We start from the raw sequence: 25,195 nt of genomic DNA on the forward strand, positions 1-25,195 counted from the left end.
GGTCGTTTGCTAAATTTGCAATTTAACACTTTATGTATAGTAATAAAGTTTTTGAAAGCAAGCGTGAAATAGGGCTGTTTTGCCTTTTTTGTCTTTTTGTTTTAGCCTTTAATTTAGCTATCAAATTTTATGAATTTAAAGGCTTTAAGGCAGACAGGTATGAAATTTTGCAAGCCAAGGTGCTTCAAAGCTATCTAAAGACAAATGATAGAAGTAAAACCTACCGAGTTTTAAGGCTAAAAACAAGAAATTTTACGCTGTATACGACCGCCAAAGTGGATTTTGAGCCCGAGATAAATTCTTATATCTTGCTTAGTCCTATCAAAAATAAACTTGATTTCACTAAATATTTAAGCCGTAGTTTTTATCTGCCAAATTTTGGAGTTTTAGAGATAAGATATAATGAAAATGGCGGGTATTTGGATAAATTTAGAGATAAAATTTATGATTTTATATCCAATCAACACGAAATATCAAAGGCAAAAGAGCTATATACCGCGCTTTTTTTGGCCACTACTATATCCAAGGAGCTAAGAAGCGATGTAAATCACTTCGCGATAGCTCACCTAATAGCCATAAGTGGCTATCATTTGGGGATTATTTTTGGATTTTTATATTTTGTATTTCGTCCGATTTACCGCTATTTTCAAGCCAGATTTTTTCCTTTTAGAAGCGAGAAATTTGATCTAAGTGTAGTTATTTTTATATTTTTATTTGGCTATCTTATATTGATTGGCTTCGTGCCATCTTTTTTGCGCGCATTTTTAATGAGCTTGCTTATTTTTTATATGCTTAGTAGAAATTTGCGGATTATAAGCTTTGAAGCCCTTTTTATCTTGATAGCCCTTGCGGTTAGTTTTATGCCATCGTTACTTTTTAGCGTGGGCTTTTATCTCTCTTGTGCAGGCGTATTTTATATCTATCTTTATTTGCATCATTTTGGGGATAAATTTTCAAACTTCACTCATCTTATTGTGTTAAATTTATGGGTGTATTTAGCTATGATGATCCCTGTTTTATACTTTTTCCCTCTGATTAGCTTTCAGCAATTTGCCGTGCTGCCTCTGAGTTTAATTTTTTTGATATTTTACCCTCTTAGTTTAGTGCTTCATCTTTTAAATTTAGGTGGGATTTTTGATGAAAATTTAATTTGGTTCTTAGAGCTAAGAATGGATAGTGCGAATTTAGATATAAGTTTATATCTCTTTTTAATCTATAATATTTTAAGCCTAATTAGTATAAAAAATAGAAATTTAGCCCTCTTGCTCGTTTTTTCCAATCTCTTTTGCTTTATCTCTTTGCTCTAAAAAGCTACAAAGCTTGACTCCGTATAAAAATATTATCCAAGAGACATAAACCCACAAAAAGAACAAAAGAACGACAGAAAAAGAGCCGTAGATGCTAAGATAGGTTTTGTTATTAACTGCGTAAAATACAAATATATTTTTGCCAAAATACCAGATAAGTGAGGCTACAAATGAACTAGAAAGAGCGTTTCTTATAGCTATTGGACGGCTTACTGAGATGAGATATGTGATGCAAAAAATCGCCCAAATTATTAGATATGGAAATATGCTTAAAAAATTTATCCAATTCGTGTATGAGTTTGAGTTTAGTAGGTTTTGAAGCATATTTGATAGATAAAAACTAAGCCCAAGCCCTATGGGAGCTAGTGTAATAAGCGTCCAATATACACTTAGAGAGCTCCAAAAATTTCTTCCTTCGCTCTTCATGATTTTATTTATCACATATTCGTAATCCATAAAAAACATTATCGAAGTAAAGATAATAGCGCCAAGACCAAGCACTCCTAAGGCCGAGCTGTTTTGTAAAAAGGTCTCTATATGTTCTGTTATCATTTCTTGATTTGAAGGTAGTAAAGATGAAAATATAAATTCTTTTATCTTGCCGTAATATACGCTAAAGCTGGGCATTTGAGTAAATATCGAAAACGAGATTAAAAGCACAGGGATAATCGAAAGCATAGTATGAAAGCTAAGGCTTGAAGCGTAGTGAAGCAGCTGCTTGTCTTTGATGCTAAATGCGATTTTAATATATGCTTTTAAGTCGTCTTTCGTAAATTTCAATTTTCCTATAGCCCCATCTTATTCGGATTTAAAATATTATTCGGATCGAAGGCTTTTTTTATCTCTTTAAATAGAGCCATCTCCACATCTGTAAATGCAAGCGGCATAAATTCGGCCTTGCTTATACCTATGCCATGTTCGCCGCTAAGTGTGCCTCCAAGATCAACGGTGATTTTAAAAATTTCCTCTATCGCCTTGTGTCCGTTTTCTACCTGCGCAGGATCGGTTTTGTCTACCACCATTACGTTTGTATGTACGTTTCCGTCTCCGGTATGCCCAAAGCAAGGTACTTGCACTCCGTAATTGGCAGCTACTTCGCTAATTTTTTCCAACAGTTCAGGAAGCTTTGATCTAGGCACTGTAATATCTTCGTTTAGCTTCAAGGTTCCATATATGTTTATCGCTTGAGAGCAGTTTCTGCGCGCAAACCATATATCATTTCTCTCGGCCTCATCTCGTGCAATTTTAAAATCGCTAGCCCCGTTTTCCTTAAATACTTTTTGTATTATCTCTAGATCTTGCACTAAGCCGGCCTCGATATCGCCGTCAACATCGCTTATTAAAATCGCGCCAGCATTTGTAGGCAAGCCTTTATTAAATTTCTCCTCGACCGCGCGTATGCTTAAGTTGTCCAAAAACTCCATCGCCACAGGTGTTACTCCAGCAGCCATGGTCTTATATACGGCGTTCATTGCTGAATTTACACTATCAAATACACCCATAGCGGTTTTTCTAAATTTAGGCTTAGCGATTAGCTTTAGAGTGATTTCGGTTATGACGGCAAGAGTGCCCTCTGAAGCTATTAAAATGCCAGCTATATTGTATCCTGCGACATCTTTTATAGTACGCTTACCAGCTCTTACGACCTCTCCGTTTGGAAGCACTGCTCTAAGTGCCATTACGTAATCCTTGGTAATTCCGTATTTCGCGGCTCTCATACCTCCAGCGTTTTCGCTTACGTTTCCACCTATGGTAGAGTAGTCTTGACTGGCAGGATCTGGTGGATAAAAAAGCCCTTTAGCCTCTACAGCTCGCTGCAAATCCATATTTATACAGCCTGGCTGCACTACTGCAACCATATTTTGCATATCTATTTCAAGAATTTTATTCATATGCTTTTCAAAGGCTAAAATTATACCGCCTTCTATAGCCAAAGAGCCTCCAGTAAAGCCACTTCCAGCTCCGCGTGCGATTATAGGAATTTTATTTTCGTTACAATATTTTAAAATAGCACTCACATCGCTCTCATCCCTTGGGAAAAGCACTCCGTCCGGTAGATGGCGCTTTCTTGTTGCGTCATAGCTGTAAGCAAGCAGGTGCGCCTTATCAAAATATGCATTGTCTTGATTTAGTAGTCTAGTAAAAAAATCTATATGTCTTTTTTCCATTATTTCTCTTTCAAAAGTGATTTGTAGTGGCGATCAAAGTCGCTTATTTTACTTGAGCCAAATTTCCAAAATACGGTATCTATGTCTTTAACGCGAGTATAAAACGGTAGTTGATAGTAGCTTACCGAACCGCTTTTAAATCTCTTTAAAACTTCAAAGCTTTGACAATCTGCAAACAAGGCTTCGTTGTTCATCGCTATAAATATTAGTCCGGCCGCACTTTGAGAGCACATTTTGCGAAAGTCGTTGCGACTAGGATTTGGCTTATATTCGTAGCTTAAATATGAGCCTACAATATCAGGATGTATAAACTCCATGCTTTTAAAAGAGTTTACTACTTCATCATAAATTTCCTTATTTGGAACTACTATTAAAGAACGGTTATATAAGTAGTTTAGTATGATAGTATCACCTCTTGCAGGAAGAATTCCGGGTATTGGCATAGCCTTTTGCTCCAAAGAGTCAAATACTTCAAAGCGAACTTTGGCAAACCCACCACTTTTTTCTGTTACGCTCGCACGAGCTATTATTGATCTTTTTGACGGACCAAAATTATGCATTACTATACCACTTGAGCCGACAACTATATCAGGGCTGTCTATTATTGTGCCGTATCCGTCTTTTGCTTCTATTAGCGGAGTATTATACTCATTCATGCTAAATTGTGCCGCAAAACAAGATGATATAAAAATAACTAAAAAGGCTACTATATTTTTCAAATTTTCTCCTAAATTTTTAAGATTTTAAAGGATTATAGCCTAAAACCGCTTTAGTTTTGCAAAATATAAGTAAGTTCAAAGTATAATTAAATCCATTCTTTATCCAAGGGAGCTTATGGTAAAAAAAATAATATTATTTATGACATTTTTTTTACAGCTGTTTGCCGCAAAACCTAGTGTAGAAGAGCTTATATGGCCAAATGGCGCTACATTTTTAACCTTCCTTGAAAGCAACTTTATACCTTTATCTATCTATTACAATTTGGATAGAGAGGATAAAGAAGCTGTAAGCGAGATAATGGCAGGCGTAAAATATCAAATTTTAAGGGATGACGAGGGCGGCATTAGACAGGTTTTAATCCCTATAAACGAAGAGCTTCAAATTCAAATATATAAAGATGTGAATGATAAATTTAAAGTGCAGTTAACTCCAATATCATATCAGATAGAAGATCTAGTTTTAAGCATCAAGATAAATATTTCTCCATATCAAGATATTTTAGATCATACCGGTAATGTAGCACTTGCAAATGCTTTTAGCGTTGCTATGAGCGGTCAGGTGGATTTTAGAAAGATTAAAAAAGGCGATAGGCTTATCATCGTTTACACTCAAAAAAGAAGGCTTGGTAGAGTTTTTGGTGTGCCTGAAATTCACTCTTCAATGATTGAGGTGAATAAAAAAAAGTATGACGTATATAGAGTTGAGAATAAATTTTATGATAAAAGCGGCAGGCAAAATGATAAATTTTTTCTTATCAGACCTATTGCAAATGCTCGCATAACATCGCCTTTTACACTTAAGAGGTATCATCCGGTATTAAAAAGATATAAAGCCCACCTTGGAGTTGATTATGGCGCACCCAAGGGAACTCCTATAAAATCCGCCGGTGACGGGACTGTAAAATTTGTAGGTAGAAAAGGCGGCTACGGAAAAGTCCTTATAATAAGACATAGCGGTGGATATGAAACTCTTTATGCGCATCTAAACGGCTTTGCCAAGGGCATAAAATCAGGTGTAAAAGTCAAGCAAAATCAACTTGTAGCCTACGTAGGAAATACCGGAATGAGTACCGGACCACATCTGCATTTTGGATTGTATAAAAATCAAAAGGCCATAAATCCGGAAAATATGCTAAAAGTAAAAAAGAGTAGTGTAGAGAGCTCTGTAAGCGCTGAATTTAAAAAGATTATGGCTGAAAATGACTCTAAAATAAAAAAATATTTAGATAAAGAAGTAGTATCGGAAAAAGAAGAGTCGTTTGATAACTTTGTGGAATTTTAAGGATTGAAATGAATGAAAATGATCGATTAGCCGAAGCCAAAGAGCTCATAGATTCGCATTTAAACGATACTATCGAAGAGGAGCTGAGTCCCGCTGATATAGCCCAGCATCTAAAGATTGTAAGGCAGCATGACGAGGAACTTTTTGCCGAGTATATAGAGAAGCTTGAACCTGAAATTTTAGGTGATGTGGCCATAGAGCTTCCTGATCATATGCTTAAAGATGTTATCGAGACTCTGCCTACGGATAAGATTATAGAGGCTATAGAAGAATTAGAGAGTGACGATGCTGCCGAGCTTTTAGAATACATAGAAGATATTGACGAGAAAAAGGCGAAAGAGGTTTTTGACAGTCTTGACAGGGATGATCAAGAGGAAATTTTAAGGATTAGAAGCTATGATGAAAATGAAGCCGGTGCATATATGCAGACCGAGCTTTTTAGCGCAAATTTAAATGAGAAGCTGCAAACAGCCGTTAATAGACTAAGAGAACAGAAAGAAAACGGTGAATTAGAAAATGTTTCTCAGCTTTTTATAATAGACGATGATCAGGTTTTAAAATTTGCCATTCCTCTTGAAGACTTGATCCTTTTTGACTTTAACAAAACTCTTGAAGAGATCATTCAAAAAAACAAAGAGGATAAGTATAAGCCACACGTAGCTATGGATAGTGAGCCTATAGAAGATGTCGTAGACAGAGTACAAAACTACGACTTAAACTCTATACCTGTCGTTGATAGCAAGGGTGTGCTTTTAGGACGTATTACGACAGATGACGTGCACGACTTTATAGAAGATAGCGCAACGGAGCAAATTTATAATCTTGCAAACGTTGGTGATGCTGATGAAGAAGAAGATGATAGCCTATTAAAAGCTACCAGATCTCGAGGTATTTGGCTACTTATAAATCTAGTTACAGCCATTGTTTCATCCAGTATAATAGGTCTTTTTGATGACACTATTGCAAGCTATGTTGCACTAGCCATTTTGATGCCTATAGTTGCATCAATGGGTGGAAATACAGGTACTCAAGCACTTACTGTTACTGTTAGGCGTTTAACTCTTGGCGAAATTGAGTTTAAAAATGCCAAGAATGCTTTAAAGCGCGAGCTTGGCATAGCCTTTACAAATGGTGTAATATTTGCTGTTTTGATAGGTATTGTGGCTTCGTTTTGGTTTGATAGACCGATGCTTGGCGTGGTTATAGGTGCTGCCATGCTTATGAATTTCTTTTTTGCCGGCTTTTTTGGAACTGTCATACCTTTAACTTTAAAGAGATTTAATATAGATCCAGCCGTTGGCTCAAGCGTTTTGCTTACTACTGTCACCGACGTTGTAGGATTTTTCAGCTTTTTAGGACTTGCTAAATGGATACTGTTATAAAAGATATTGAAATTTTAAATTTAGAAGAATCCAACTTCATAAAGCCTTATCGCTTAGGATACTCCGTAAACGGAACTCGAAAATACTGGGATTGTGTAAAGGTTCATAATAGTGTGTCTATATTGCTGTATCACGAGGAAAAGGATGCGTTTTTGTTAGTTAAGCAGTTTCGTCCGGCTGTGTGGTACAACTTACATAAAGATAGCAAGAGCTATGATGAAATGGGCTATACATACGAGCTTTGCGCAGGACTTATGGATAAAGGGCTTAGCGAAAAAGAGACAATAATAGAAGAGGTTATGGAAGAGGTTGGGTTTAAGATAGAGGATGCCGAAAAGATAGTTGTAACCCATGGAGCCCTTGGATTTGGCGGAAATTCTCAAACCATGTTTTATGCAACCATAAATGATAGTATGAGAATAGGTGAAGGTGGTGGCATAGATGGCGAAAATATCGAGCTTGTCTATATAGATGTAAATAAGGCTAGAGATTTTATGTATGATCAAAATAGAGTCAAAGCTGCCGGACTACTCTTTGCCTTTATGTGGTTTTTTGACAGATTTAAAAGATAGGCATTAATCTTAAATCATTAATGTAATTAATATTTCTAGACAAAACTTATAAATTTGCTTTTAAATTTATCAAATCTCTGCTAAAATCAAGCCTGTATGATTAAAATATAGATTTAGAATAAGATTTAATAAATTACAAGGAGAGTAGATGAAAAAAACTATATTTTGTTTGGCGGCAGCCTGTTCGTTTGCCTTTTCTATGGGTTCTGATAGTCATGTGGGGCCTGTATTGGATGAGGCTGTTTTGTCCGGAGAGTATGAAAAATCAGCCAAAGCTTTTGAGCAATCTTGCGAAAAAGGACATATGTTTAACTGTTATAATCTAGCTAACTTCTATGAAAATGGCAGAGGGGTGCTAAAGGATGAGAAAAAAGCTCTACAAATTTATAAAAAGAGCTGTGAAAACAAGCTAGGCTTTGGATGTGGCGCCGTAGGTAGAATCTATGAAAACGGCACTAAGTCTATCAAAAAAGATGTGAAAATAGCGGTTGAGGCTTATGAGAAGGGTTGTGAGCATGGAGATGATGTATCTTGCTTAAAAGGTGGTCTTATCTATAGCAAAGGTGTAGATAAGGTAGCCAAAGATTTGCAAAAAGCCAAGGATCTTTTATCAAAAGGCTGCAAATACGGTAATGAGCAGGCTTGCAATACAGTTAATACACTAAAATAACATACAAATCAAAATTCGAGTGAGTTCAATTCACTCGAATTTCTAATTTATTAAAATAGACCTTTTATAAGTCCTTTTATCACATCGTTTTTGTTTGCGCCACCGGTAGAGTTTGTTTCGTTACTATCACTCTTTGACCCGCCAAGCTTTTTATCTAAAAATCTATCCAGCTCTTTTAATGCCTTGCCTTTTATGTAATCCGAGCTAACATTGTATTTAGGATTATCACTTGTTCCTGTTACATTAATAGCTATATCTGTCTTTTCGTAATTCATCTTTACCGGAATATTTACAGCCTTGGTTGCTGTATCAAATTTGCCGTTTGTGACATTAATTTGACTTCTAGTAGCGTTCATATCGGCATTAAAATCTATCAAGTTTTTCTCTATAGTTCCATAAATTTTGCTGTTTCTATAAATTTCGCCTGTAATATCCCTGCCGGTAAATGTCGCTATAGTCTGAGTAAAATTATTTTTGACAAGCCTTCCCTCATCTACTAAAACATTAAATTTACCGCTTTGTGTGGCAAGGTTATAATCAGCAGTCATATCGCCAACCCCATCATATATATTGGCAAAACCTAACATATCTGTTAGCCCTTTGGCTGTAAATTTAGTTAAATTTATTACAAGTTTATTATCTTGTAGATTTCCTTTAAGATCGCCGTTAAATAGCTTTGATGTCACGTTTGCCGTTATGTTTTCGCCCTGTTTTTGAGCATCTCCTTTTAAATTTATCGGTCCGTATAGAACGCGATCTGTTAAAAAGCTTATATTTTTAAGTTCTGGTATATCAAGCTCAAATATGCTTTTGAGTCTATTTTGGTTAATATCAAAGCTTCCTTTTGTATTTTTTACTTCAAGAAGATTTTTGCTGTCATTTGCCAATAAATTTGCTGTCACGTCAAAATTTGCTATGCTTTTTTGGATATTTACATCTGTGTTGGCGCTAAATTTAAGCCCTGCCGGAAGCTTTTTTTCTAGCATTTTGCTCATTTCAGCTTCGTATATCAGGCCATCTTTAATATTTACTTTTGCTGTTCCGTTTAGATTTTTCATATCAAACCCATTTAGATTCACATCCGCATTTATTGTAGCATTTGCTAAAGGCTTAGAGCCTATCAAGATAAAGATATCTTTAAGTAAAAGCGAATTTAGATTTGCGGTTAGTTTTTCATCTTTTAAATTCGCCTTAATATTTCCGCCAAGCGCGTTTCCGTCAATATTTAGGCTTTTTAATTGATTGTTAATCGTGCTTACATCACCGTTTATATCGACTTTTCCGGATAGCTTTTGCCCAACTATGCTCTCAAGTTTTGCAAGGTCTTCTACGTTTAGACTAAATTTGCTTGCAAGGGCTTTTTTATCAATATCATAGGTGCCTTTTAGGTCTTTTAAATTGAGCAAATTAGAAAGAAAGTTTGCGTCAAATTTCGCTTCTCCGTTTTTAACATCTGCATTTGCATTAAGGTTGAAATTTACCCCGCTAGCAATATCTAAATTTGTAAGCTTTTTAAACTCGCTTGGATTTAATTTGCCGTTGCTGGCTGTCAGTTTAATACCGCCCGAGATATTTTTTGTATTTTTTATATCGTTTAGTATAGCATCGCCACTTATAACCGCGCTTGCAAAGGCCGGCATCGCAGCTACTTTGATAAGCTCTTCAAGCTTTAAAGAGTTTATTTTAGCTGTTAGCTTATCGTTATTTAATACGGCTTTGACACTGCCTCCAAAGCCGTTTATATCGGCTTCAAAATTTTTTAGCTGGTTTTTAGTAACGATTGTATTGCCTTTGATATTTAATGCGCCTGCGACTTTTTGTTTGATTATAGGTTCAAATTTGGTCAAATCATCTATCATTACTCTAAAATCACTGCTTAGTGTTTGTGAGTTGATATCATATATGGTATTTTCACTTCCCGCCACAGCTATAGGCGCAACAAAGGCTGTTTTAGCATTTACTAGCCAATCTTTTATATTTGCTTTTATCGCTCCGTTTACACCAAAATTTGAAGGCAGCGTGACATTAAAGTCTTTTGCGATTAAAGCATTATTTGTTTTAATGTTTAAAATATCGATGTTTGCCGTTCCGTTTGGCTTGCCGCTCTCATTCGCTATATTTGCTGTGATATCTATTTTTCCGTTAGCGTATATCGGCTGATTTGCTAAAGCCAGAGCCTTATCAAGCTCTATGTTTTTTGCATCTAAAATAAGTGCAAGCGGTTTATAATCCTTTAAGTTTGCTGCAAATTTAAGATTGGAACCTAGTAAATTTCCAGCTCCATTTGCGTTAAAATCGCTAAATTTACCTTTAACTGTTCCAGAAAATAGCATTTTTTCTTTAAGTTCAACGCCAAGAGAGACTAAGTTGTCCACCACTACGCTATACTTAAGATCAAGAGATTGGCTAAATAAGGATAATTCCCCCTCTACTTTAGCGTTTATTTCGCTATTTATATTTGTTGCTATATCAATAGTTGTAGGTCTTATCTGAAATTTATCAAATTTGACGTTAAATCCGCTTTTTTCTTTAATAATATTTTCAACATAAGGCTTTACTATACCGTTTCCAAAGTCAGTAAATAAAACAGTATAGGCGCCGATAATCAAAATGACTATTAGCCCGAGCAAAACTACTAAAAATTTTTTCATAACTATCCTTTAAATTTAATTTATAAATTCACATAAGTTGAGTTTAACTAACTAAGAGTTTATTATAAATTTAGCTGAAATCATTGACAAATTTAAAAAACTATCATATAATTTCATCACTCAAAAAACAAGAGTGCTAAAAATTAATATTATACCAAAGGATGAATTATGAATTTTCAACCATTAGGCAAGCGTATCTTAGTTGAACGCCTTGAAGACGTTAAGACAACAGCAACAGGTATTATTATACCCGATAATGCAAAAGAAAAACCTTTAAGCGGTAAAGTTTTAGCGGTATCAAGCGAAATAGAAAACGTAAAAACAGGCGATGACGTGGTGTTTGGCAAATATGCCGGAACGGAGATAACACTTGAAGGTAAAACTTATCTTGTGTTAAATTTAGATGACGTTTTGGGCGTTATTAAATAAAATTTGATTTTAAAAATTAATACTTAAGGAAAAGAAAATGGCAAAAGAGATATTTTTTTCAGATGAAGCTAGAAATAGACTATACGAAGGTGTTAGAAAACTTAACGACGCCGTAAAAGTAACTATGGGACCACGCGGTAGAAACGTACTTATCCAAAAGAGTTTCGGCGCTCCTGCCATCACAAAAGACGGCGTTAGCGTAGCTAAAGAGGTTGAGCTAAAAGACGCACTTGAAAATATGGGCGCAGGGCTTGTAAGAGAAGTAGCAAGTAAAACAGCTGATGAAGCTGGTGATGGAACTACAACTGCTACGGTTTTAGCTAACGCTATATTTAAAGAGGGTCTTAGAAACATCACTGCGGGCGCAAATCCAATCGAAGTAAAACGCGGAATGGATAAAGAGGCGGCTGCTATCATAGCCGAGCTAAAAGCTATGTCTAGAAAAGTAACGGATAAAAAAGAGATAGCTCAAGTCGCTACAATATCGGCAAATTCAGACGCTACGATAGGTGAATTGATAGCCGATGCGATGGAAAAAGTAGGCAAAGACGGCGTTATAACCGTTGAAGAAGCAAAATCAATCCATGATGAGCTAAATGTGGTTGAGGGTATGCAGTTTGACCGTGGATATCTAAGCCCATACTTCATCACAAACGCTGAAAAAATGCAAGTAGAGCTAAGCAATCCTTATATATTGTTATTTGATAAGAAGATTACAAATTTAAAAGATTTATTGCCTATTTTAGAGCAAATTCAAAAGACCGGCAAGCCGCTTTTAATCATAGCTGAAGATATCGAGGGAGAGGCTCTTGCGACTTTGGTTGTAAATAAACTTAGAGGCGTGCTAAATATCTCTGCCGTTAAGGCTCCGGGATTTGGAGATAGAAGAAAGGCGATGCTTGAAGATATCGCTATCTTAACAGGCGGTGAAGTGATAAGCGAAGAGCTTGGTAGAACTCTTGACGGAGCTACGCTTAACGACCTAGGACAGGCTTCAACTGTTGTTATAGATAAAGACAATACTACGATCGTAAACGGTGCAGGTGACAAGGCTGGAATCGATGCTAGAATCACTCAGATCAAAGCTCAAATAGCAGAAACTACAAGTGATTATGATAAAGAAAAACTTCAAGAGCGCCTTGCAAAACTAAGTGGCGGCGTGGCTGTTATCAAAGTGGGTGCCGCAACCGAAACTGAGATGAAAGAGAAAAAAGACCGCGTAGATGACGCACTAAGCGCTACAAAAGCCGCTGTTGAAGAGGGTATAGTAATCGGCGGTGGCGCTGCGTTTATACAAGCAAGCTCTAGAGTGAAGCTTGATCTAAGCGGTGATGAGGCGATAGGTGCTGCTATCGTAAGACGCGCTTTAACTGCACCACTTCGCCAAATAGCTGAAAACGCAGGCTTTGATGCTGGCGTGGTTGCAAATGCGGTCAGCGCAAGCAAAGATGCAAATTTCGGGTTTAATGCAGCTACTGGCGAGTATGTAAATATGTTTGAAGCGGGCATTATCGACCCTGTTAAGGTCGAGCGTGTAGCACTTCAAAATGCGGTTAGCGTTTCAAGCCTTCTTCTTACAACTGAGGCTACTATAAGCGAGTTAAAAGAGGATAAACCTGCAATGCCGGCAATGCCTGATATGGGCGGAATGGGTGGCATGGGTGGAATGATGTAGGCTGCCAGTAATAAAATTCCTCTTTGTAAACAAACAAAGGGGAATCAATTTATGTATTCTTTTCTTAAAAATCTATAATTTTCCACCCTCTACTACAAGAGATTCCGGATTTACACTGTCGCCATATATTGGTTTAAGTGTAGCATCGTATGCTTTGTGAAAGAATTTTTCCTTACCAAGTTCGATTATTTCATTATTTATCCACTCAAGTAGAGCTTTGTTGCCTTTTTTGACTGCAGGTGCTATTGCATCTACATCACCAAGCGACTCTATACCTACTATAAAGCCAGGATTTTCTTTAGCCCATGCGAAAAGTAGGGCATTATCATGAGCTAGAGCCGCACCTCTTTTATCTAACAGTGCGCCAAATGTCTCTGTGTTTTGATCATATTTTAAAAGTTCAATATCGGGATGTTTTTTTGTGAAGTATGCATCAGCTGTAGTGCCTTTATTTACGATTAATTTTTTGCCTTTTAGCTCGTTTATATTTTTTATTACTTTGCCTTCAGGGCTAACTATGCCAAGCGATACTTTCATATAAGGAAGCGCGAAATCAACGACTCTAGTGCGCTCTTTTGTATGTGTAAAATTGGCTAGAATAATATCAACTTTGTCAGCAACTAAAAATTCAACCCTGCTAGCGGCCTCTACAAGCTCAAATTTTATCTTACTTTCGTCGCCAAGCAGATCTTTTGCTATTCGTTTTGCAAAGTAAATATCATATCCTTGATTTTTGCCGTTTTTATCGACGTATCCAAATGGGGGTTTATCGCTAAAAACTCCTATGCGCACATATCCACGCTCTTTTATTTTGGCCAAAGCGTCGTTTGCTTCAGCTACCTGAGCTGTTAAAAATACAGTGGCGAAGATTGCCAAAAATGAAAGCATAAAATTTCTCATTCTTTTTCCTTTGATTGAAATAAGGTAAATTATGCAATAAATTTGACTAACAAATACTTAATTAAAATGAAAATAGATTTAGAAATTTCTTTGCGCGTTCCGTTTTCGGACTTGTAAAAAATTCGTTAGGTGTATTTTCTTCTACTATTTCACCGGCATCCATAAATATTATGCGGTCTGCAACCGCACGAGCAAATTCCATTTCATGCGTTACAATTAGCATTGTCATGCCATCTTTGGCTAAATTTATTATCACATCAAGCACTTCTCGCACAATTTCAGGATCAAGGGCTGCCGTAACCTCGTCAAATAGCATTAGGTCTGGATTCATACAAAGTGCTCTTACTATTGCTATTCTTTGTTTCTGACCACCGCTTAACTCTTTTGGATATGAGTATTTTTTACCGCTTAAACCAACTTTTGCTAGCCAGATGTCAGCTTCTTTTTCTACCTCTTTTTTATCTCTTTTTTGCGCTTTTACAGGCCCTAATAGGATATTATCTATTACGTTCATATGATCAAAAAGTTCATAGCTTTGAAAGACCATTCCTACATATTGGCGGATTTTGATCCACTCTTTAAAATCCTTTGTGATAACTTGATCGTGGATTATTATCTCGCCACTTGCAATATGCTCTAAACCGTTTATACATCTAAGTGTAGTGCTTTTACCACAACCTGAAGGTCCTAATATAACGACAACTTCGCCACTTTTTACGTTTAAATTTATATTTTTAAGAGCGTGCGTATCGCCATAGTATTTTTGTAAATTTTTAAGTTGAAGTATGTATTTATTCACGAATTCTCCTAATTCCATCTATCTTCAAGCTTCTTTGAGAGCTTTGAGATCGGATAGCAGATGATAAAATATAGAAAAAATATAAAGCCGTATATCCAAAACGGCGCCATGTTGTTTGTAAAGACGTGGTTTTCTATTATTTGCTGACCGACTTTGACGACTTCAACCACTCCTATTAATACGACTATTGAGGTTGTTTTTATCATCCTGCTTAGTAAATTTACGGCACCCGGAACCAAACGGCGCATGGCAAGAGGGATGATGACATATATGTAAATTTGAGCCTTATTTAGTCCTAATGATGATGCGCTTTCAAATTGGTGTTTAGGTATTGAAGCAATAGCTCCTCTTACTATATCCATCATCTCAAATATGCCCCAAACGCTAAATACTAAAAGCGAAGCCGCAAACGCACTGATATGAAGCCCTAAAGCTCTGCTTACTCCGAAGTAAAATATAAATAACCATACTATAGTAGGCATGATACGGACTATTTCAAGGCAAAATTTGCAAATCCAATATATAAATTTATTTTTTGAGCTCATTAAAACGCCCATAAATAAACCGCCAAATACCGAAATAACTATCGATATTATAGAGATTTCAAGGCTTACTATAAGTCCTTCGCCAAGGCGCATTAAATTTTGGACATCAAATAAGATGCTAGCTCCTTGCACGTTTCATCCTTTTTTCAAGCCAAGTTAAAAGAAGTGAAGTTGGCAAAATAATTATAAGATAGCTAATAACTAGCATAAATAGCGCCTCATCAGTCATATAGTATAGTCCTATGATATCTTTTGCTACATATACAAGGTCAGCAAGTGCTACTATGCTAACTATTGATGTCTCTTTAAGTAGAAAGATTATGTTTGCGCTTATGCTAGGAAGTGCCACGCTAAAGGCTTGCGGAGTGATTACATAGGCAAGAAGTTGATTTTGACTTAGTCCTATGCTAAGACCCGCTTCGATCTGAGAGGTTTTTACCGACTCGTGCCCAAGCCTAAAGCTTTCAGCCATGTAGCTTCCTCCAAGAAACGCTAGCCCTATCACCGCGCATGAAAACGAGCTTATATTTATGCCCAGCTTTGGCAAACCGTAATACAAGAAAAATAGCTGTATAAGAAGCGGAGTGTTGCGCGAAAGCTCGATATAGCCGTTTACGATAGGGATTAAGAGCTTGATCTTGTAAAATTTTATAGCCATGCAGATGATGCCAATGATGATGGAGAGTAAAATCCCCCAAAAAGCCAAATTTAGCGTTAAAAACGCTGCTTTTACGAACATCGGCGAAAATTCTTTGATAAACTCAAAATCCATAAAATTTAGCCTAATTATTTAAATTTGAGGGGGATTTTAGCGTATTAATACTAAATTTAAAGACAAAATTAGTATTAATACTGCTATTCAAAGAAAAATTTATTTTTTAAGCATAGGTTTGTAAGGTCCAAATCTATGAGCATTCTCGTCAAATCCGTCGTTGTAAGGCCCCACGTCCATATCCATAGGCTTAACGTCAAGATCAGGGAAGTCTTTCTCGCGGCCTTGTTTGATCGGTCTTTCGTGCGAGTTCATATAGGCTGTCACGTCGTAAGCCTCTTCCCAAGTTAAGGTCGCATCGCCTTGAGGCATTGTTGATTTGACGTATTGAGCGCCTTTTATGAGGCGGTACATGCCGGCACCTGTGTTGTAGCTATCATTGCCCCAAAGAGCCGGGAATACATAGTAATCTCCGCCGTTTGCAAAGTCGGGATTTACCATGCCTTCGCCGTTTTCGCCGTGGCATGATGCGCATTTGGCGGCATAAATTTCTTTACCTTTTTTAGGATCTGCCGCGCGGTCTATATACTCGGCCTTAACGAGTCCTTGACCTTTAACCTTTGCGCCCACTTCATATCCTGTCGATAGCCAGTGCATGTAAGTTACCATCGCGCGCATCTCTTTTGAGTTTGCAGGGATCGGCTTGCCCGACATTGAGCGTTGGAAGCAGCCGTTTATGCGGTCTTGAAGAGTTACGACCTGATCGGCTCTTGAGTTATATTGAGGAAATCTAGCCGTAATTCCTACGAAAGGAGAGTGTCCGGGCTCAACTCCGCCCTTTGAGTGGCAGCTTGAACAGGAGAGGTTATTGCCCGCAAAGCGCTTTTTCTCATCTTTTGCCATAGGACCAAGGTATCTTGAGGTCTCGTTTAATAGCTTTGAGCCAAATATAACGGTTTTTGCATAAGGAGAGTCGCCAAGTTTAGCTTCGTCTATGACACCGTTTTCGTCAATTCCCACAGGAAGCCTAAATTCCTGAACTTTTACTTCAAATGGATAAGCGCTTTTAGCCTTATCTTTAGCCGCGTCAAACGCAAATGAGTTGCTTACTAAAAGCGGCACAGCCATCAGCAAAATGGTATTTTTCATAAAATCTCCTTATAATAAAAATTATTTAAATTTTATTTAAAATATATTTTAAAATATTACAGGAATTTGGCGTAAAAAATATTTAATTTTTAAAACTAGAATTTTTTTAATATGTTACAATTAGTTTTGATTTTGAGCAGAGAGATTTTATGGATATTTTTCAATTTATCGGATTTTTGGGCATGATTTGCATCGTGCTTGCATATTTTTTACTTCAGATCGGCAAGATGACAAGCGCTGATTTAAGCTATCAGCTTATAAATTTAGCTGGAGCCATACTGCTTATCATCTCGCTTCTTGTGCATTTTAATCTAGGCTCTTTTTTGATAGAGGTTTTTTGGATATTCATAACACTTTATGGAATTTTTAAAATTTACAAAAACAGATCAAGGAGTGAAATTTGAGAGCTTATGCAGAGTGGGAAAAACAAGAGCTTCTGTTTTTATCGTTACCGCACGAAAACAGCGACTGGAAGCCGTATTTGAACGAAATTTTAGATAGTTACGAAGAGCTTGTGGCAGCTATCGTGCCTTTTCAAAAAGTAGTTTTGATATGTCCCGATGAGGAAATTTTTAACTCAAGATTTGCCAAATTTGATAATGTTGAGTTTATAAAGATCGATACTGATGATACTTGGATACGCGATTACGGGATGATTGACGTTGAAAACGGCGATAAAATTTTAAGCTATGATTTTAAATTTAACGCTTGGGGCGGGAAATTTGAGAGCTCAAAGGATAATGCCGTAAATTTAGAGCTTGCCAAGCATTTTAAAAGCGATCTGCGCGAAGTTGATTTTATACTAGAGGGCGGAAGTATCGAATTTGACGGGCAGGGCACTTTGCTAACTACCGAAACTTGCCTTTTAAACGACAACCGAAATTCAAAATTTAATAAAGAGCAGATAGAAGCCAAGCTAAAAGAGCTTTTTGGCTTAAAGCGCGTTATATGGCTAAAGCATGGCTTTATAAAGGGCGATGATACCGACTCTCACGTTGATACTTTGGCTAGGTTTATCTCGCCTGATACGATAGCTTATGCATGCACGGACGATAAAAATGATGAGCATTATGAAGAGCTTAAAAAGATGAAGCAAGAGCTTGAGACTACGGGATTTAAACTGCTTGAGCTGCCGCTTCCAAAGGCTAAATTTTATGAAGGCAAGAGGCTGGGGTGTACTTACGCAAATTTTATCTTTGTAAACGGCGCTTTGATCGTACCTACATATAACGATCCAAACGATAAAATCGTGCTTGAAAGGCTTGCAAAAGCACTTCCTGATCACAAGATCATAGGCGTAAATTCGCTCGTTTTTGTGCGTCAAAACGGCTCGCTTCACTGCTCAAGTCAAAATAGGTTTTTAAGAAGAGATGGAACGGATAGAAAATAAAAATTTACAAAGATTAGCCGTAATAGTCGCTGGAACTACGGCTTTTTTGCTTTCGGTTATTAAATTTATTGCAGGTATAGCAAGCGGTTCTGTTTCGGTGCTTAGCTCTGCGATTGATTCTATGCTTGACCTTTTGGTATCTGCTTTAAACTTTTTTGCACTTAGGAAATCTCAAGCCAAACCAAACGATAAATTTAACTTTGGTTATACTAAATTAGAAGCCATAGCTGCGATGCTTGAAGGGATTTTAATCGTAGGTATAGGAGTTTTTATTTTTTATGAAAGCATACTTAAATTTAGAGCCGACGAAGTAGAGTTAAATGTCGATTTGAGCCTGTATGTGATGATCTTTTCTTTTGTGGTTACGGGCGCTCTTGTTGCGTTTTTAAATTTTGTGGCAAAGAAGACAAAAAATTTGATAATCAAGGCTGATGCACTTCATTATAAAAGTGATTTTTTTACCAATTTTGGCATAATTTTAGCCTTAATTATTATCAAATTTACAGGATTTACGATAATAGATGCAATCTTTGGTATCGTAATTAGCGGATATATTGTAAATTCAGCCATATCTTTGATGAAAGAGAGCTTAGGAGTGCTTTTGGACAAGGCTCTTGAGTCTCAAATGGTAAGTCAAATAGAAGATATTATAAAATCTAAAAAAGAGATAAATAGCTTTCATGGGTTGGCGACTAGAAAGAGTTCTGATATCTGCTACATGGTCGTTCATTTGGTATTTGATAAGGAAATTTTACTTGTTAAGGCGCATGAGATTTCCAACCAAATCGAATATGTAATAAGGGATAAATTTAGTGAATTTAGATGGGAGATAACAACTCACTTAGATCCTTATGATGATAGAAATTTGGCTTAAAAGCTTTGTGTGATATAATTTTTTGAAAATTTAATTTGAGGTGATTTTATGAAAGTAGCGCTAATTCAACAAAAATTTCACGGCTCGAAAGAGGCTACGAATCAAAGAACTATCGAGCTAATAAGAGAGGCGGCCGAGGGCGGGGCTGAGCTTGTAGTCTGTCAAGAGCTTCATCAAACTCAGTATTTTTGCCAAAGCGAAGATACTAAATTCTTTGATCTTGCTAACGAGTGGGAAGAGGATGTCAAATTTTGGGGGCATGTAGCTAAACAAAATGGTGTGGTTTTGGTTACTTCACTCTTTGAAAAGCGAGCCGACGGACTTTATCATAACACTGCTTACGTCTATGAAAAAGACGGCTCCATAGCTGGCAGATACCGCAAGATGCATATACCGGATGATCCTGGATTTTACGAGAAATTTTATTTTACGCCGGGCGATCTTGGATTTGAGCCTATAAATACGAGCGTGGGGCGACTTGGACTTCTTGTTTGTTGGGATCAGTGGTATCCTGAAGCTGCTAGACTTATGGCTTTGCGTGGTGCTAAAATTTTAATTTATCCTACTGCTATAGGTTGGTTTGAGGCTGATAGTAGTGAAGAGAAATTACGTCAGCTGGATGCTTGGGTAGCGGTTCAAAGAGGACACGCTGTCGCAAATGGTTTGCCTGTGGTAGCTGTAAATCGTGTAGGTTTTGAAGAGGATCAGAGCGGAGCTATGGACGGAATAAAATTCTGGGGCAATAGCTTTGTCTTTGGTGCTCAGGGCGAGGAGCTATTTAGAGCCGATAGTGAGAGCGAAGAGTGCTATATTGTAGATATTGATATGAAAAGAAGTGAAGAGGTTCGTAGAATTTGGCCATTTCTTAGAGATCGCAGGATAGATGAGTATCAAAATTTAACAAAGCGTTTTATTGATTAATTATATATATTTTAAATTCTTAAGCTTTGTCGTGCCTTAGCTTAAGAATTTAATCAATCTTGCTCTATATAAAACTTAAATAAAAAAATCATTATAAAAATAATATAAATTAAAACTTAAGAAAATTATTTTTTAAGCCTAAAATGTGTAAAATTGTGAAAAATTTTAGAATTAGTCTCAAAAAATCTCAAATAAATTTCTGGCAAAAATAGAATTTGTGATACGATAGAAAATCAAATTTTTTATAAAGGATTGACTATGAAAAAAACATCTTTGGCTTTGGCTGGACTGCTTTTGGCTTCAACACTTAGCGCAAAAGAGTTCATTTCTATCGGAACAGGTGGAATGACTGGAACTTATTATCCTGTGGGCGGAGCTATATGCAGACTTGCCAATAAAGATCCTCAGATAAAATGTTCCGTTCAATCAACTGGCGGTTCTATATATAATGTAAATAACGTTCTTAAAAAAGAGCTAAATTTTGGCTTTGTTCAAAGCGACGTAGTGTATGATAAATATAACGGCGTAGGCAAATTTAAGGATATGGGAGATAAAAATTTACGTGCCGTAGTCTCTATCTATCCTGAACTTTTGGCATTTGTTGTATCAAAAGCAAGCGGAATTGCTTCAATAAATGATCTTGCTGGTAAAAGTATCAACGTAGGAAATCCTGGTAGCGGTAATGAGATGACAGCACTTACTGTGTTTAACGCTTATGGATTTGATGCAAAAAAATTAAAACATCACGGCGTTTTAACAGCTCAAGAATGCCCTCATGCACTTAAAGATAAGAAAATCGACGGATATTTTTATATGGTAGGTCACCCTACAGCAAATATTACAGATGCGGCTAACTCTATGCCTATAGACATCGTAAATATAAAAGGTGAAAATATAGATAAGATGCTTAAAGAGTTTCCGTATTTTGCAAAAGGCGTGATACCAAAAGGCACTTACGAAGGTGTAGGCCATGACGTGGAAAGTATCGGTGTTAAGGCTGTTTTGGTTACAAACAAAGACATGAGCGATAAAGCGGTAACTGCTGTTGTTAAGGCGATACTAGATAACTTTGATGAGTATAAAACACTCCACCCGGCACTTGGCGCGGTTACTAAAGAGTCTTTGATCGAGGGTCTTTCAGCTCCGCTTCATCCTGCTGCTGAGGCTGAGTTTAAAAAACATGGAATAATTAAATAATTTTTAAGGGTGGGTTAATGGAGCTAAACGGCAAAATTGGTGATTTAAAAAACAAGGATATAAATACGGATATAGAAGAGCAAAATGAAGTGCAAAATGCAATACCTCAGGAAAAAGAGGAGTTTGTAGAGGTAAAAACAAGAGAGATAAACTCGAATTATTATATCTATTTAACAAGTATAATTTGTTTTGCTTGGTCGGTTTTCCAACTATATATCGCGTATTTTCCGATGAATACCACTATGTCACGTTCCATTCACCTCTCTTTTGCGATAGCGCTTGTATTTTTGCTCTATCCTGTGAAATTTCACAAAAAGGCTCAAACTAGCGTGCCGATTTATGATATCTTGCTTTGTGTAGTGGGTGTCATAGCGGCACTTTATCCTTTTGTAGAGTTTTACTCTCTTGCTCAAAGACCAGGAGACTATACTAAATTTGATGTTTTGATATCAAGCGCCGCTGTGCTTATACTATTTGAAGCCGGCAGACGCGTGATAGGACCTGCGCTTGGCATCATCGCGGCTATATTTTTGTGTTATGACTATTTTGGACAGTATATGCCAGACATCATAGCTCACCAAGGTGCCAGTCTAAATAAACTCGCAGGGCATATGTATCTAACTACCGAGGGCGTATTTGGAGTGCCGCTTGGTGTTAGTGTGAGCTTTATATATCTTTTTGTTTTGTTTGGTTCGCTTCTTGAAAGAGCTGGAGCGGGGCAGTATTTTATAAATTTAGCCTTTGCCCTGCTTGGCAGATTTAGAGGAGGTCCTGCTAAGGCTTCTGTTATAGCTAGCGGTTTAACAGGTATGGTCTCCGGAAGCTCAACGGCAAACGTTGTAACCGTTGGAACATTTACCATTCCTCTTATGAAAAAAGCCGGACTAACTAGTACAAAAGCCGGAGCTATCGAAGTGGCAGCTGGTGTAAACGGACAGCTTATGCCACCTATTATGGGTGCGGCTGCATTTATAATAGCCGAATTTTTGGGTATGAGCTATACCAATGTAATGATAGCTGCCGTAATTCCTGCCTTTGTCTGCTATGCGTCTTTATTTTTTATCGTGCATCTGGAGTCTTGCAAGCTTGGATTAAAGGGAATGAAACAAGACAAAAGCGTTTCTAAATTTAAAATTTTCTTTAGCGGACTTCACTATCTAATACCTATTTTAGTTATGCTTTATACTCTTTTGATAGCCAAAGAGTCGCCAATATCTGCGGCATTTAACGCTATAAATGTTTTGTTTTTGATAATTATCTTTCAAGAGCCTATTAAAAAGATGGCTATGGGAGAAAGAGTAAATAAAGACGATTTTATTATAGGTTTTGCGGATATTTTCTGGGCTATGGTAACGGCTGCCAGAAATATGACTACCATAGCTATAGCCACTGGTCTAGCCGGAATTATAGTGGGTTCAATCTCTCTTACTGGTATTGGTCAGGTTTTATCTGAAGTGGTTGAGATTATAGCAGGCAATAATATCTTGCTTATACTATTTTTAACTGCGGTTATGTCTTTGATACTTGGTATGGGTCTTCCAACTACGGCTAACTATATCGTAGTTTCATCTCTCGTTGCGCCTGTAATCTTATTTTTGGCATATAAAAACGGATTTTTGATCCCCGCTATCGCAGTTCATCTATTTGTATTTTATTTTGGAATTTTAGCCGACGATACTCCTCCTGTAGGAATTGCCGCTTACGCCGCTGCCGGTATTGCCAAAGCAAATCCTGTAACAGTTGGTGTGCAAGGCTTCTTTTACGATCTAAGAACTACGGTTTTACCTTTTGCTTTTGTGTTTAACAACAAGCTTTTATTAATAGAGAGTATAAATCCTGCAGCTCCAAATGATGCTAAAGGTATTGTTTGGATAACAAATCCACTTGAGATGCTGCTCATATTTTCAACCGCACTTATAGGAATGTTTGCCTTTTCTTCGGCGCTTCAAGGGTTTTTTGTAACTAGGGTACAAATTTGGGAGAGAGTTTTACTGCTTGCCGTAGTGCCTCTTGTTCTGGTTCCAAATATGTGCGTTAAATATATAGCCGCCATTCCTAACGAATATACATCTTATGCGATTGGAGTGGGTATTTACGGGCTAGTTTTTGCATATCAGTGGATGAAAAATAAGAGCGAGAAAAAGAGCTCTTAACCCTTTATGTTAAGAGCCTATCTGTCGCTTTTGGCTGCGACTTTTATCGTAGGTTTTTCATTTGCTTTTGTCAAAATTTCACTTGAGTTTGCAAGCGTATTTGAAAGTCTGGCGCATAGATTTAGCATAGCCTTTATAGTTGTACTGATTTTAATAAAATTCGGTTTTATAAATGAAAAAATAAGCTTAAAAGATTTTAAAAAAATATCATTTATAGCCATTTTATATCCAAGTTTATTTTTTGCTTTTCAAGCCTTTGGACTTACATTTACCAGCTCGGTTATGGCTGGAATCTTTCATGCTTGCACTCCAGTTGTTACAATGGTTTTTGCGCATTTCTTTATTGGAGAATATACAAATATATGGCAGAAATTTTTTGCGCTAGTCTCTGTTTTTGGCATTATTTACATCATTTATATGTCTGGTAATTTTGGTGAAAATTCAAGTCTAATAGGCAATTTTTTAATTATTTTATCAGTTATTGCTATCTCGCTTTATAATGTTTTTGCAAGGCGTGTTTTGGCAAAATTTGAAATTTCAAAGTTAGTTATAGTTACTATTTTTATAGGATTTATATTTTTTAATATGTTAAATTTGAGTGATTATATTTTAAAATCCAGAGAATTAAAGCTTTATTTCGCGCCTTTTTTAGATATTAAATTTACTATTTCGACACTATTTTTAGCAATTTTTAGTTCCGTAGCAACCTCTTTTTTGTTCGGCTATTCACTAAAACGATTAGAAGCTTTTAAGATAGGAATTTTTAGCAATCTTTCAACCTTGGTAACAATAATTGCCGGAATATTCTTACTTGATGAAAATTTTGAAATCTATCATTTTTTAGGAGCAAGTTTTATAATACTTGGAGTGGTTGGAGTTAATTTGGCAAATATAAAGAGGAATGCGCGATGAAAATAGGGATATTTGACTCAGGGCTTGGCGGGCTTAGCGTATTAAATGAGGCTATTAAAAAATTGCCTAACGAGCAGTTTTTATATTACGCGGACAGGCAAAATGTTCCTTATGGATTAAAAACAAAAGAGCAAATTTTATCTTACACTACTCATGCTTTTAAATTTATGCAAGAAAAAGACGTAAAAGCGGTAGTTGTAGCTTGTAATACCGCCACTAGTGCAGCTATAAACGAGCTAAGAGAGGAGTTTGCTATACCTATTATAGGGATGGAGCCTGCTGTTAAAAAGGCTGCAGATATATTTAAAAACTCACGTACCATCGTAATTGCAACTCCTGTAACGGTAAAAGGTAAAAAACTAAAAGATCTTATAGCTCGTTTTGATAATAAGAGTTTAATAGATTTAGTTGCTTTGCCTAAGCTTGTTGAATTTGCAGAAAATGAGGAGTTTTACTCTCAAAGAGTGCGTGCATATTTAAAAAATGAACTGCTAAAATTTGATCTTGCTAATTACTCTTCGCTTGTACTAGGATGTACGCATTTTAACTATTTTAAAGATACTTTAAGAGAAATTTTGCCACCGAATATAAAATTTATAGATGGAAATGAAGGGACTGTAAATAAGCTAAAATACGAACTTGAGAGGGTAAATTTGCTTGAGGATTCGACTCAAGAAATAGAGTATTACTATTCAGACTCCAAAGTAGATAGTCAAGTCGAGCTGGATAGGATATATAGATATTTAAAACGACTTGATCGGATGATTTTGATAAATTAAATTTTATAA

Annotated in this window: 24 protein-coding genes; 15 read left to right on the forward strand and 9 right to left on the reverse strand. The window is 36.6% G+C overall.

Going from position 1 to position 25,195, the window contains the following annotated elements; translation table 11 throughout:
• The first annotated feature begins 32 nt into the window (after positions 1 to 32).
• Positions 33 to 1,307 (forward strand): ComEC/Rec2 family competence protein, encoded by a 1,275-nt coding sequence (locus tag CDOM16189_RS01400; RefSeq protein ID WP_170000700.1) that lies wholly within the window; start codon positions 33 to 35, stop codon positions 1,305 to 1,307.
• Here the strand turns inward: CDOM16189_RS01400 and CDOM16189_RS01405 are convergent.
• From CDOM16189_RS01405 to CDOM16189_RS01415, 3 genes are read right to left on the reverse strand one after another with little or no spacing between them, the layout of a single operon-like run.
• Positions 1,254 to 2,096, reverse strand: a complete 843-nt coding sequence (locus CDOM16189_RS01405; RefSeq protein WP_169974031.1) for a YihY family inner membrane protein — start codon at positions 2,094 to 2,096, stop codon at positions 1,254 to 1,256. The two genes, CDOM16189_RS01400 and CDOM16189_RS01405, sit on opposite strands and share 54 nt — an antisense overlap.
• Positions 2,093 to 3,475, reverse strand: coding sequence for an FAD-linked oxidase C-terminal domain-containing protein (locus CDOM16189_RS01410; RefSeq protein ID WP_169973741.1), 1,383 nt, complete (start codon positions 3,473 to 3,475; stop codon positions 2,093 to 2,095). The genes CDOM16189_RS01405 and CDOM16189_RS01410 overlap by 4 nt, the downstream gene beginning before the upstream one ends.
• Entirely contained in the window at positions 3,475 to 4,131 is a 657-nt protein-coding gene (locus tag CDOM16189_RS01415) for a plasminogen-binding N-terminal domain-containing protein (protein WP_169974033.1), read from the reverse strand. Before CDOM16189_RS01415 ends, CDOM16189_RS01410 begins: the two co-directional genes overlap by 1 nt.
• A gap of 178 nt (positions 4,132 to 4,309) precedes the next feature.
• On the opposite strand from CDOM16189_RS01415, the gene CDOM16189_RS01420 reads away from it, so the two are divergent.
• The 4 genes from CDOM16189_RS01420 to CDOM16189_RS01435 all read left to right on the forward strand — a co-directional run bounded on the left by CDOM16189_RS01420 (position 4,310) and on the right by CDOM16189_RS01435 (position 8,100).
• Complete coding sequence (locus tag CDOM16189_RS01420; protein ID WP_169973743.1) at positions 4,310 to 5,476, forward strand: peptidoglycan DD-metalloendopeptidase family protein; 1,167 nt, start codon at positions 4,310 to 4,312, stop codon at positions 5,474 to 5,476.
• Between the two features lie 8 nt (positions 5,477 to 5,484).
• Complete coding sequence (gene mgtE, locus CDOM16189_RS01425) at positions 5,485 to 6,858, forward strand: magnesium transporter (RefSeq protein ID WP_170000701.1); 1,374 nt, start codon at positions 5,485 to 5,487, stop codon at positions 6,856 to 6,858.
• On the forward strand, positions 6,843 to 7,430 hold the full coding sequence (locus CDOM16189_RS01430; RefSeq protein WP_169973747.1) for an NUDIX hydrolase: 588 nt from the start codon (positions 6,843 to 6,845) through the stop codon (positions 7,428 to 7,430). Before mgtE ends, CDOM16189_RS01430 begins: the two co-directional genes overlap by 16 nt.
• A gap of 148 nt (positions 7,431 to 7,578) precedes the next feature.
• A complete protein-coding gene (locus tag CDOM16189_RS01435) occupies positions 7,579 to 8,100 on the forward strand; it encodes a tetratricopeptide repeat protein (RefSeq protein ID WP_169973749.1) in 522 nt (173 codons plus the stop codon).
• Between the two features lie 50 nt (positions 8,101 to 8,150).
• Here CDOM16189_RS01435 and CDOM16189_RS01440 read toward each other — a convergent pair whose 3' ends face one another.
• Positions 8,151 to 10,751 (reverse strand): translocation/assembly module TamB domain-containing protein, encoded by a 2,601-nt coding sequence (locus CDOM16189_RS01440; protein WP_169973751.1) that lies wholly within the window; start codon positions 10,749 to 10,751, stop codon positions 8,151 to 8,153.
• 168 nt (positions 10,752 to 10,919) lie between these two features.
• Between CDOM16189_RS01440 and groES the strand changes: the two genes are divergently transcribed.
• Together groES and groL are read left to right on the forward strand one after the other, a co-directional pair.
• Positions 10,920 to 11,180 (forward strand): co-chaperone GroES, encoded by a 261-nt coding sequence (gene groES, locus CDOM16189_RS01445; RefSeq protein WP_169973753.1) that lies wholly within the window; start codon positions 10,920 to 10,922, stop codon positions 11,178 to 11,180.
• 37 nt (positions 11,181 to 11,217) lie between these two features.
• Positions 11,218 to 12,855 carry a chaperonin GroEL gene (gene groL / locus CDOM16189_RS01450; protein WP_170000702.1) on the forward strand — a complete coding sequence of 546 codons (1,638 nt, stop codon included), beginning with the start codon at positions 11,218 to 11,220 and terminating at the stop codon, positions 12,853 to 12,855.
• Positions 12,856 to 12,927: 72 nt separating this feature from the next.
• On the opposite strand, the gene CDOM16189_RS01455 is transcribed toward groL, so the two are convergent.
• The 5 genes from CDOM16189_RS01455 to CDOM16189_RS01475 all read right to left on the reverse strand — a co-directional run bounded on the left by CDOM16189_RS01455 (position 12,928) and on the right by CDOM16189_RS01475 (position 16,960).
• Positions 12,928 to 13,755, reverse strand: coding sequence for a cysteine ABC transporter substrate-binding protein (locus CDOM16189_RS01455; RefSeq protein WP_169973757.1), 828 nt, complete (start codon positions 13,753 to 13,755; stop codon positions 12,928 to 12,930).
• Positions 13,756 to 13,816: 61 nt separating this feature from the next.
• Positions 13,817 to 14,542 carry an amino acid ABC transporter ATP-binding protein gene (locus CDOM16189_RS01460; protein WP_502707247.1) on the reverse strand — a complete coding sequence of 242 codons (726 nt, stop codon included), beginning with the start codon at positions 14,540 to 14,542 and terminating at the stop codon, positions 13,817 to 13,819.
• Positions 14,543 to 14,562: 20 nt separating this feature from the next.
• A complete protein-coding gene (locus tag CDOM16189_RS01465; protein ID WP_169974035.1) occupies positions 14,563 to 15,192 on the reverse strand; it encodes an amino acid ABC transporter permease in 630 nt (209 codons plus the stop codon).
• A 25-nt stretch (positions 15,193 to 15,217) separates the two neighbouring features.
• Complete coding sequence (locus tag CDOM16189_RS01470) at positions 15,218 to 15,871, reverse strand: amino acid ABC transporter permease (RefSeq protein WP_169973761.1); 654 nt, start codon at positions 15,869 to 15,871, stop codon at positions 15,218 to 15,220.
• A gap of 99 nt (positions 15,872 to 15,970) precedes the next feature.
• On the reverse strand, positions 15,971 to 16,960 hold the full coding sequence (locus CDOM16189_RS01475) for a c-type cytochrome (protein WP_169973763.1): 990 nt from the start codon (positions 16,958 to 16,960) through the stop codon (positions 15,971 to 15,973).
• A 149-nt stretch (positions 16,961 to 17,109) separates the two neighbouring features.
• Here CDOM16189_RS01475 and CDOM16189_RS01480 point away from each other — a divergent pair, with 149 nt between their 5' ends.
• The 8 genes from CDOM16189_RS01480 to murI all read left to right on the forward strand — a co-directional run bounded on the left by CDOM16189_RS01480 (position 17,110) and on the right by murI (position 25,186).
• Positions 17,110 to 17,364, forward strand: coding sequence for a CBU_0592 family membrane protein (locus CDOM16189_RS01480; RefSeq protein WP_169973765.1), 255 nt, complete (start codon positions 17,110 to 17,112; stop codon positions 17,362 to 17,364).
• Positions 17,361 to 18,350, forward strand: a complete 990-nt coding sequence (locus CDOM16189_RS01485; RefSeq protein ID WP_169973767.1) for an agmatine deiminase family protein — start codon at positions 17,361 to 17,363, stop codon at positions 18,348 to 18,350. The genes CDOM16189_RS01480 and CDOM16189_RS01485 overlap by 4 nt, the downstream gene beginning before the upstream one ends.
• Positions 18,331 to 19,224 carry a cation diffusion facilitator family transporter gene (locus CDOM16189_RS01490; protein WP_169973769.1) on the forward strand — a complete coding sequence of 298 codons (894 nt, stop codon included), beginning with the start codon at positions 18,331 to 18,333 and terminating at the stop codon, positions 19,222 to 19,224. The genes CDOM16189_RS01485 and CDOM16189_RS01490 overlap by 20 nt, the downstream gene beginning before the upstream one ends.
• Before the next feature lie 48 nt (positions 19,225 to 19,272).
• Positions 19,273 to 20,145, forward strand: a complete 873-nt coding sequence (locus CDOM16189_RS01495) for a carbon-nitrogen hydrolase (RefSeq protein WP_169973771.1) — start codon at positions 19,273 to 19,275, stop codon at positions 20,143 to 20,145.
• A 258-nt stretch (positions 20,146 to 20,403) separates the two neighbouring features.
• Entirely contained in the window at positions 20,404 to 21,342 is a 939-nt protein-coding gene (locus tag CDOM16189_RS01500) for a TAXI family TRAP transporter solute-binding subunit (protein ID WP_169973773.1), read from the forward strand.
• 17 nt (positions 21,343 to 21,359) lie between these two features.
• A complete protein-coding gene (locus CDOM16189_RS01505; RefSeq protein ID WP_169973775.1) occupies positions 21,360 to 23,495 on the forward strand; it encodes a TRAP transporter permease in 2,136 nt (711 codons plus the stop codon).
• 6 nt (positions 23,496 to 23,501) lie between these two features.
• Complete coding sequence (locus CDOM16189_RS01510) at positions 23,502 to 24,407, forward strand: DMT family transporter (RefSeq protein WP_169973777.1); 906 nt, start codon at positions 23,502 to 23,504, stop codon at positions 24,405 to 24,407.
• Complete coding sequence (gene murI, locus CDOM16189_RS01515) at positions 24,404 to 25,186, forward strand: glutamate racemase (protein WP_169973779.1); 783 nt, start codon at positions 24,404 to 24,406, stop codon at positions 25,184 to 25,186. The genes CDOM16189_RS01510 and murI overlap by 4 nt, the downstream gene beginning before the upstream one ends.
• Positions 25,187 to 25,195: the final 9 nt, after the last annotated feature.

The sequence above is a fragment of the Campylobacter sp. RM16189 genome, assembly GCF_012978815.1.
Classification (GTDB): domain Bacteria; phylum Campylobacterota; class Campylobacteria; order Campylobacterales; family Campylobacteraceae; genus Campylobacter_A.

What these genes read in the sequence shown, in the direction of transcription:
- CDOM16189_RS01400 (WP_170000700.1), top strand. Translation starts at nt 33, where the DNA reads ATGTATAGTAATAAAGTTTTTGAAAGCAAGCGTGAAATAGGGCTGTTT.
- CDOM16189_RS01410 (WP_169973741.1), bottom strand. Translation starts at nt 3,475, where the DNA reads ATGGAAAAAAGACATATAGATTTTTTTACTAGACTACTAAATCAAGAC.
- CDOM16189_RS01415 (WP_169974033.1), bottom strand. Translation starts at nt 4,131, where the DNA reads ATGAATGAGTATAATACTCCGCTAATAGAAGCAAAAGACGGATACGGC.
- CDOM16189_RS01420 (WP_169973743.1), top strand. Translation starts at nt 4,310, where the DNA reads ATGGTAAAAAAAATAATATTATTTATGACATTTTTTTTACAGCTGTTT.
- mgtE (WP_170000701.1), top strand. Translation starts at nt 5,485, where the DNA reads ATGAATGAAAATGATCGATTAGCCGAAGCCAAAGAGCTCATAGATTCG.
- CDOM16189_RS01430 (WP_169973747.1), top strand. Translation starts at nt 6,843, where the DNA reads ATGGATACTGTTATAAAAGATATTGAAATTTTAAATTTAGAAGAATCC.
- CDOM16189_RS01435 (WP_169973749.1), top strand. Translation starts at nt 7,579, where the DNA reads ATGAAAAAAACTATATTTTGTTTGGCGGCAGCCTGTTCGTTTGCCTTT.
- CDOM16189_RS01440 (WP_169973751.1), bottom strand. Translation starts at nt 10,751, where the DNA reads ATGAAAAAATTTTTAGTAGTTTTGCTCGGGCTAATAGTCATTTTGATT.
- groES (WP_169973753.1), top strand. Translation starts at nt 10,920, where the DNA reads ATGAATTTTCAACCATTAGGCAAGCGTATCTTAGTTGAACGCCTTGAA.
- groL (WP_170000702.1), top strand. Translation starts at nt 11,218, where the DNA reads ATGGCAAAAGAGATATTTTTTTCAGATGAAGCTAGAAATAGACTATAC.
- CDOM16189_RS01455 (WP_169973757.1), bottom strand. Translation starts at nt 13,755, where the DNA reads ATGAGAAATTTTATGCTTTCATTTTTGGCAATCTTCGCCACTGTATTT.
- CDOM16189_RS01465 (WP_169974035.1), bottom strand. Translation starts at nt 15,192, where the DNA reads ATGCGCCTTGGCGAAGGACTTATAGTAAGCCTTGAAATCTCTATAATA.
- CDOM16189_RS01470 (WP_169973761.1), bottom strand. Translation starts at nt 15,871, where the DNA reads ATGGATTTTGAGTTTATCAAAGAATTTTCGCCGATGTTCGTAAAAGCA.
- CDOM16189_RS01475 (WP_169973763.1), bottom strand. Translation starts at nt 16,960, where the DNA reads ATGAAAAATACCATTTTGCTGATGGCTGTGCCGCTTTTAGTAAGCAAC.
- CDOM16189_RS01480 (WP_169973765.1), top strand. Translation starts at nt 17,110, where the DNA reads ATGGATATTTTTCAATTTATCGGATTTTTGGGCATGATTTGCATCGTG.
- CDOM16189_RS01490 (WP_169973769.1), top strand. Translation starts at nt 18,331, where the DNA reads ATGGAACGGATAGAAAATAAAAATTTACAAAGATTAGCCGTAATAGTC.
- CDOM16189_RS01495 (WP_169973771.1), top strand. Translation starts at nt 19,273, where the DNA reads ATGAAAGTAGCGCTAATTCAACAAAAATTTCACGGCTCGAAAGAGGCT.
- CDOM16189_RS01500 (WP_169973773.1), top strand. Translation starts at nt 20,404, where the DNA reads ATGAAAAAAACATCTTTGGCTTTGGCTGGACTGCTTTTGGCTTCAACA.
- CDOM16189_RS01505 (WP_169973775.1), top strand. Translation starts at nt 21,360, where the DNA reads ATGGAGCTAAACGGCAAAATTGGTGATTTAAAAAACAAGGATATAAAT.
- CDOM16189_RS01510 (WP_169973777.1), top strand. Translation starts at nt 23,502, where the DNA reads ATGTTAAGAGCCTATCTGTCGCTTTTGGCTGCGACTTTTATCGTAGGT.
- murI (WP_169973779.1), top strand. Translation starts at nt 24,404, where the DNA reads ATGAAAATAGGGATATTTGACTCAGGGCTTGGCGGGCTTAGCGTATTA.